This is a genomic window from Psychrobacillus sp. (assembly GCF_056205495.1).
The window spans coordinates 1-8,563 of record NZ_JBAEAP010000232.1 but is presented as its reverse complement, the minus strand read 5'-3'; the positions used below and the strand labels follow the sequence as shown (position 1 = coordinate 8,563).

7 protein-coding genes and 1 other annotated feature are annotated in these 8,563 nt (G+C 37.8%); all 7 genes read right to left on the bottom strand.

Annotation, left to right across the window (positions count from 1 at the left end):
* Window positions 1-1,244 (bottom strand): solute carrier family 23 protein (locus tag AC06OU_RS06680; RefSeq protein WP_475854828.1); only part of this gene is annotated, 1,244 nt, incomplete at its 3' end.
* Between the two features lie 22 nt (window positions 1,245-1,266).
* Window positions 1,267-1,806 (bottom strand): bifunctional pyr operon transcriptional regulator/uracil phosphoribosyltransferase PyrR, encoded by a 540-nt coding sequence (pyrR, locus tag AC06OU_RS06675; protein WP_169361235.1) that lies wholly within the window; start codon window positions 1,804-1,806, stop codon window positions 1,267-1,269.
* 199 nt (window positions 1,807-2,005) lie between these two features.
* A complete protein-coding gene (locus tag AC06OU_RS06670; protein WP_475854826.1) occupies window positions 2,006-2,932 on the bottom strand; it encodes an RluA family pseudouridine synthase in 927 nt (308 codons plus the stop codon).
* Window positions 2,932-3,408 carry a signal peptidase II gene (gene lspA, locus AC06OU_RS06665; RefSeq protein WP_475854825.1) on the bottom strand — a complete coding sequence of 159 codons (477 nt, stop codon included), beginning with the start codon at window positions 3,406-3,408 and terminating at the stop codon, window positions 2,932-2,934. Before lspA ends, AC06OU_RS06670 begins: the two co-directional genes overlap by 1 nt.
* Before the next feature lie 415 nt (window positions 3,409-3,823).
* Complete coding sequence (ileS, locus tag AC06OU_RS06660) at window positions 3,824-6,586, bottom strand: isoleucine--tRNA ligase (protein WP_475854823.1); 2,763 nt, start codon at window positions 6,584-6,586, stop codon at window positions 3,824-3,826.
* A 66-nt stretch (window positions 6,587-6,652) separates the two neighbouring features.
* Window positions 6,653-6,870: a binding site (T-box leader), on the bottom strand.
* A gap of 52 nt (window positions 6,871-6,922) precedes the next feature.
* A complete protein-coding gene (locus tag AC06OU_RS06655; RefSeq protein WP_169361231.1) occupies window positions 6,923-7,432 on the bottom strand; it encodes a DivIVA domain-containing protein in 510 nt (169 codons plus the stop codon).
* 94 nt (window positions 7,433-7,526) lie between these two features.
* Window positions 7,527-8,315 carry a YlmH family RNA-binding protein gene (locus AC06OU_RS06650; protein ID WP_475854821.1) on the bottom strand — a complete coding sequence of 263 codons (789 nt, stop codon included), beginning with the start codon at window positions 8,313-8,315 and terminating at the stop codon, window positions 7,527-7,529.
* Window positions 8,316-8,563 lie beyond the last annotated feature (248 nt).

Sequence of the window (8,563 nt, the reverse complement as noted above, 5' to 3'; positions counted from 1 at the left end):
GCTGCTAGTGCCATACCTTCCACACTCAAAGCCTCTGTAACTATAAATTTAGCTCCACCTATACCAATTACAAGGATTACCGATGCAATGACTAGATTTCGGCTATTCCCAAAATCAATATTTGCTTCTACTAGCATTCGTAATCCGCTTGAAGCGATAATTCCGAAAAGAAGGATAGACACTCCACCGAGTACTGCAGTAGGTATCGTTGTAATTAGAGCCATACCTTTACCAAAGAAAGAAAGTAATATGGCGATCACAGCTGCTCCCATTATTACATAAACACTATATACGCGAGTAATTGCCAATACCCCAATATTCTCACCATAGGTTGTCTTTGGAGGTCCACCGATTAAGGCACTAGCAAATGTTCCAAGACCATCCCCTAGAAGCGATCGATGTAAACCTGGTTCTTTAATGAAGTCTCTATTAACTACCTTCCCTAGTACTAATTGGTGGCCAATATGTTCCGAAATAGTAACAATGACAATTGGTACCATAATGAGCAAGATTCTAGAAGTAACTTCAAAGTCATAATGAACACCTGGTATTAAGAAATCAGGTAACGCTAGCAAGCTAGCCTCTTTAACTGGTGTAAAATCTACAATACCAATCAGGATAGAGTAGAGATATCCAACTACTAAGCCTATTAAAATTGGCATTGTACTTATAATATTTTTAAAGAATATTGTACAAATGATTGCTGTAAACAATGTCACTAGCGCTGCTGAAAAATGTAAAAAGCTATATTCTTTTAAACCAGTTTCTACATTTGTAATATTCATGGCCATGTCCACTGCTACTCCTGCTAATCCAAGACCAATAACCATAATTACCGGACCAACAACGATTGGTGGTAATAGCTTCATAATCCACTTATAGCCACTCTTCCAAATGATCAGTGACACTACACCATATACCAAACCGACGAATACTGCTCCAATCATGGCATTTCCAGGGTCTATAGCTTTGCCTGTTGATTCATTTAATCCATTTGAAGCAACTAGTATAGGCGCTATAAAAGCAAAGGAGGAACCAAGATACGCTGGTACTTGAAATCTGGTTATCATTAAAAAAATGATAGTTGCTATACCACTTGTTAGCAATGCGATAGCAGGACTTAACCCTACAAGCTGAGGTACTAATATTGTTGAGCCAAACATTGCAAACATGTGCTGAAAGCTTAAAGTAATCAGCTGTCCACCTGTAGGCTTGTCATTTACATCTAATATTGCCTTTGACATTTAAGTCGCCACCTTTTTTGGTTTATTCAAAGATTGTTACAGCATCTATTTTGTCTGTCTCTGTAACTTTAACTACTATTTTTTCACTGCTAGAGGTAGGAATGTTCTTGCCAACATAATCCGCTCGAATTGGTAGCTCTCTATGTCCTCTATCGATCAAAACAGCCAGCTGTATTTGAGAGGGCCGACCAATATCCATTACTGCATCCATTGCCGCTCGAACTGTTCTTCCTGTAAATAGCACATCATCTACTAAAATTACTTTTTTGTTCGTTACATCATGGGAAATATCTACTTGCTGTACTAAAGGCTCATTAGAAGCGCTTTTGATTGATAAATCGTCTCGATATAATGTAATATCCAATTCACCCGTTTTGATTGGTTTGCCTTCAATTTTTTCGATTCTCTCAGCCAGTCTTTGTGCTAGATATGTACCTCTAGTTTTTATGCCTACTAATATACATTCTTCAATTCCTTTGTTCCGTTCAATTATTTCATGTGCAATTCGAGTAAGTGCCCTGTTAATGGCTTGTTCATCTAGAATGCTTGCTTTTTCTTCCATAAATTATCTCCTCCTATTCGGAAATGTAAAAAACCTCTTGAGCTAGAAGAGCCCAAGAGGTTGTATGTGCGCGTTTAAAATATAGTGATCCTATTAATCCGCAGAATAATAGTGAGTCACTTTCACATGTACCTTCTCAGCCTCTCTGGACTGTTATTAAAGGTGAAACTATTCAATTTATTGTAATCAGTATATCTGACTATTCTTCTTTTGGCAATGCTGTTTTTCTTAAATCTTGCAATAAATCCGTGAAATCCTCTGGTAGTGGGTATGAGAATTCTAAATATTCCCCAGTTCTAGGCTGTATAAAACCAAGAACTCCCGCATGTAAAACCTGTCCATTAAAGTTTAGTGTTTTCTTTGGACCATATTTTGGATCTCCAGCTAAAGGATAACCAATATACTTCATATGAACACGGATTTGGTGTGTTCTACCAGTTTCTAACTGACATTCCACTAAAGTATATTTGTTAAAGCGTTCTAATACACGGAAATGAGTTACAGCATGCTTACCATTATCAACGACTGCCATGTTTTGACGCTCTTTTTTGTCTCGGCCTATCGGTGCATCAATTGTTCCTTTGTCATGAGCTATGTGGCCATGAACAAGTGCTGTATATTTACGAGTAACAGTTTTCTTTACAAGTTGGTCTACTAAAGAAACATGGGCAACGTCGTTTTTAGCTACCATTAAAAGACCTGTCGTATCCTTGTCGATACGATGGACAATTCCTGGACGTAATACTCCGTTAATACCAGAAAGGTCCTTAATTTGATACATAAGACCATTAACAAGCGTACCGCTAAGATGTCCGGGAGCCGGATGAACTACCATACCTCTTGGCTTATACACTACTAATACATCCTCGTCCTCATAAACGATTTCAAGGTTTAAGTTTTCTGCCACTATGTCTAGCTCAACTACTTCAGGAGGTGTGACAATGATAACATCGCCTTCCTTTACCTTGTAGCTTGTTTTGGCAGGCTCGTTATTAACTAATACACTACCATCTTTTATAAAGTTTTGAATTTGTGTACGAGACCAGTCTGTATCAAAAGAAGCAATTGCTTTATCAATTCTCTCTTTTTCTTGTTCTTTTTCAATAATAAACGTTAATTCTTCCATTATTTCACCTTTTTCTTTTCAGCTCGTTCTTCTAGTAGTATAAAAATAATTACTACTACAACTCCTATAGTCAGGGCAGCATCTGCAATATTAAAAATCGGAAAATCATAGTTAACAATTGGAATGAGCACATCTACAAAATCAACTACTTCGCCTTTCCAAAGTCGATCTATAAAGTTACCAATTGCTCCACCTAGTAAAAGCATTAATCCTACTTGAAAAACAGGTTTCCCTTTTGCTTCCTTATGGAAGTAATAAATAATTGCAGCGATTACAATTATAGTAACTACCGCAAAAAATCCTATTTGTCCTTGGAGCATACCCCACGCGGCACCACGGTTACGATGTGAAAGCAGTGCAAAGTATGGGTCCCAAATCATAATTTGCTCACCAAGCGTCATATTTTTAACAACAAGCCATTTTGTCCATTGATCTAAGGCAATAACAAATACTGCTAGTCCATAAAATTTCCACACATTAATTCCCCCGATAATCAAATAAGCCTTAACGACCTCTCTCGTCTGTAGTAATGAATATTACATCCAACTAATAATTATTAAAAAGATTTTTGCTGAATAATATTAAACAATCTACAATAGTTTACCATAGAAACCTATCTTACGTAAAAGAGCATCTATAGATTATACAAAGAAAAGTTAGGCTTCTCTTTAAACGTCCTGGGAAACTCTATGTTATATAATACTTTGCTGTTTATGCAAATACTATACTAACTCTTATAAAAAGTGCCCTAATTAACAGGTTCACTATATAATCACTCTCGTTATAAAAAAGCGAGTACGTAAACGATAATCGTTCACGTACTCGCTTTTATTCTTTTTGACTGTTATTTTCAGTACCCTTGAATTTACATATAGGGCATCTATAAATTTATTATACGTAATGTTTTTCTACAACTTCTGCACAACGAGTACATAAAGTCGGGTGAGCTTCGCTTTCTCCTACTGTTTCAGCAATAGTCCAGCAGCGTTCACATTTTTCTCCATCTGCTTTTTCTATTACAACAGATGAATGCTCAAGCACTAAACTGTTTGCTGGAGCCTCAGATTGGGAGCCACCCAGAACAAACTTAGATACGATAAATAGTTGTGCAAAGTCAATTGCATCAGTATCGAATAATACTTTATATTCATCACTAACATATAACGTAACTTTTGCTTCTAATGATTTACCAATTGTCTTAGCATTACGAGATTCCTCAAGCGCTTTAAGAACATCATCACGTAGCTCCATGATTTTTTCCCACTTAGGAGCAAGCGCTTCGAAAGCTGGATATTCAACAGCATCTGGCATGTCTGTTAATTGTACACTTTCTTCCTTCTCATGCTCCAAATAAGCCCAAAGCTCATCTGTTGTATGTGGAAGAATTGGAGTTAACAGTTTCAATAAAGCTGAAAGTGTATCATACATTACGGATTGCATTGCACGACGATCTTTGTCATCTGCTCCATAAATATATACAACATCTTTTGCAATATCTAAATAGAAGGAGCTTAGCTCTCCAGATACGAAGTTATTTACTGTATGATAAACGGTCGCAAAATCATAGCGCTCATAAGCTGCTCTAACAGTCTTAATAACTTCTTGTAATTTCATGTACATATATTGATCTACTTCACGTAAATCTTCAAATGCTACACGATTGCTTGCTGGATTGAAATCACTGATGTTCCCATGTAAGAAGCGAAGTGTATTACGGATTTTACGATATACCTCTGTCACTTGCTTAATAATTGCATCTGAAACTCGAACGTCAGCAGTATAGTCTACTGAAGCAACCCATAATCGTAAAATGTCAGCACCTAATTGGTTCATTACTTTTGCAGGAACAATTACATTTCCTAGTGATTTACTCATTTTACGACCATTTCCGTCTAAAATAAATCCGTGACTTAGTAGCCCTTTGTATGGAGCATGACCATGCATAGCTGTACTTGTGATTAAAGAAGAGTTAAACCAGCCACGATATTGGTCAGAACCTTCTAGGTATAAGTCTGCTGGGAATACTAAATCATCACGTTCTTCTAAAACACCATGGTAGGAAGATCCAGAGTCAAACCAAACGTCCATAATATCTGTCTCTTTTGTAAAGATACCATTTGGACTATGTGGATGTGTGAATCCTTCAGGAAGCAAGTCTTTCGCTTCTCTTTCAAACCAAATATTCGAACCATGCTCACGGAAAAGATTTGATACATGAGCAATTGTTTCCTCTGTTAAAATCGGTTCTCCATCCTCTGCGTAAAACACTGGAATTGGCACACCCCATACACGCTGACGAGATATACACCAATCTCCACGGTCACGAATCATATTATATAAACGCGTTTCGCCCCATGCTGGTGTAAATTTAGTGTTACGGATAGATTGTAATAATTCATCTCTAAATGCCTCAATTGAAGCAAACCATTGTGGTGTTGCACGGTAAATAACAGGCTTTTTCGTACGCCAGTCATGTGGATAGGAGTGAGTAAAGAATGTAAGCTTCTCTAACGCTCCTGCTTCTTCTAATGCTTCTGTAATTGCTTTGTTGGCTGTATCATAGAATAACCCTTCGAAGCCTGGTGCTTCTGCTGTCATTACTCCACGCTCATCTACTGGACAAAGCACATCTAGACCATAAGCTTTCCCTACGTAAAAGTCATCTTCCCCGTGTCCTGGTGCCGTATGAACACAACCAGTACCAGATTCAGTAGTTACGTGTTCACCTAGGATTATTAAAGAATCACGGTCATACAAAGGATGTTTAGCAACTAGACGGTCCATTTCTTGACCAAGAATTGTACGTTCAATAGAATACTCTTCCCAGCCCAGCTCAGCTGCCACTGATTCTACCAAGTCTTTCGCTACAACATATTTATTTTCATTTGCTTGCACTACGACATACTCCACTCGTGGATGCAATGAAATAGCAAGGTTTGCTGGAATTGTCCATGGAGTTGTAGTCCAAATAATAAACTTTGTACCTTCTTCTAATACCCCTTTACCATCTGTAACAGCAAAGCTTACATAAATGGATGGAGATTTTTTATCTTGATATTCAATTTCGGCCTCTGCTAACGCTGATTCACTTGAAGGTGACCAGTAAACAGGCTTCAGTCCTTTATAAATGTATCCCTTTTTAGCCATCGCACCAAATACCTCGATTTGGCGAGATTCAAATTCAGGCTTTAAAGTCACATAAGGATTTTCCCAATCTCCACGTACACCCAAACGTTTAAACTGAGTACGTTGGTTGTCAATTTGTTGATAGGCATAATCCTCACATAGCTTTCTAAATTCAGCCAATGATAATTCTTTACGCTTAACACCTTTGTTTGTTAAAGCCTGTTCAATTGGAAGTCCGTGAGTATCCCAGCCTGGCACATAAGGAGCATGATAGCCAGTCATTGATTTGTGACGAACGATCATATCTTTCAGAACTTTGTTTAAAGCATGCCCAATATGAATATCACCATTTGCATACGGAGGACCATCATGCAGGACGAAAAATGGACGATCTTTCGTTCTTTCTAAAACCTTCTTGTAGATGTCCTGTTCTTCCCATTTTGCTTGGATATCTACTTCTTTGACCGGTAGGTTTCCACGCATAGGAAAATCTGTTTTTGGCATTAATAATGTGTCTTTGTACTCCATTTGTTCTTCCTCCTTCATTTTTCGCAGGTACTGGTATATTTACAAATAAAAAAACCCCTCATCCCAAAAAGGGACGAGAAGTTATGCTCGCGGTACCACCCTACTTGCGATTACCAAAAGTAATCGCCGCTTAGTATGTCATAACGGGACATATCCGAAGACACTTAAAAATTCAGTGTCCTTGCTCCAAAGTGATCTTCTAAAACGCTTCATTGCTTGAGCTTCCACCATCCCCAAGTCGCTTGACTGAAATCATTTTTAGACGTCTTTTTCAATGCATGTATATATGATATGAAATTATTATAGGAAATGTACGGCCAGCAGTCAAGAAATCTCTTATTCCTCTGTAGCAGAAATACGATCGACAGCAGTAGAATCTACATCATACTCCATCAAATGATTCCAATCGTCTGTATTAATAAGATCTAATTGAGCCTCTACTAGCATTTTAAAGCGATTTCTAAACACTTTAGACTGTTTCTTCAATTCCTCTATTTCTAAAGCAATTCTCCGAGCTTTAGATAGAGCTTCATTGACAATACGGTCTGCATTTTTTTCTGCCTCTTTTACAATAAGCTTTGCTTCTTTTTGAGAGTTTCGTCTTACTTCCTCAGCAGCCTCTTGGGCAACAACTATGGATTTATGTAAGGTTTCTTCTATCGTGGTGAAATGGCCAACCTTTTCACTAGATGACTTTAATTTAAGCTCTAACTCTTTTTTTTCTTTGATGAGTATCTCTAAGTCTTTCATGATTTGATCCAGAAATTCGTTTACTTCATCTTCGTTATAACCTCTGAATCCTTTACTGAACTCTTTGTTATGTATATCAAGTGGTGTTAGTGGCATCCTATCCATCTCCTTTACATACTAATCTTCTTCCCTCTATTATACATTTCCGGCAGGTTGAAAACATCTAAATTTCAAATTTAATTTAAGGAAATCACTTTTTTGGCTCTAATCTACCAATTTGCAGTCTAATTTTGTCTTTTTTTGTTCTTCCTTCAATCATCAATAACTTTAATCGACCAAATCCTCTTACAGAAATTAGATCTAACTCCTGTAACTCTAAGGATGTTTGTTCTTTTACAGTGAAATTGACCTTTACTTTTCCACCTTGAATGATAGAAGCAGACTTTTGCCGAGAAATATTGAAAATAGATGAGATAACTGTATCCAGTCTTAAAGAGCTAACCGTATGATTCTCTGAAATCCATATTTCTTGCTGTCTAAAATAGTTCGCCGGATCTTCTACTACTTCCATATGAACTTTAACCTTACCAATACTGACGAAATTTGCTCTAACGTAGTCAAGAACCTCTGTAGCAACTACAAACTGAATAGAACCTTCCTCCACACGAATATCACCAAACTTACTTCGATCAATCCCTAAGGACATCATCGAACCAAGTACATCTTGATGCTTTAAAGTTACAAATTTTTGCGGATACTTAACTTCCACTACGGTCATATTATAATCAGATTCCGCTGGTTCGAAATACGAGGGATAAAGTAGTATCCTTTTTCTCTCCGCGTCCTCTAAAGCACCAGCAGAGCTAGACTCAATTATTTCATATTGCCCACGTATAGACTCCACGATAAATTGTTGTCTTGGGTCTAAGAAATCCGTTAGCTTTGGCGCATAACGATCCTCAACCTCTCTCATCATACTAACCGTTTGCTCGATAAAAGGTTGCTCTTCTTTCCTAAAATGCTGTAATAAATGTTCCATATAATCAAGACCTCACTGAAATTTATAATTAGAAAAGCACAATCGCCTGTCTCTGCCCCGACAGGCAAATGGAGAAAAGCGAGGAGGCAGCTATTCAGCCACCGGAGCTTTTATCCATTTGACCCCGAGGGGCAAGGCGATGGAGCTAGACAATAAGAAAAGCACAATCGCCTGTCTCTGCCCCGACAGACAAATGGAGAAAAGCGAGGAGGCAGCTATTCAGCCACCGGAGCTTTTATCCATTTGAC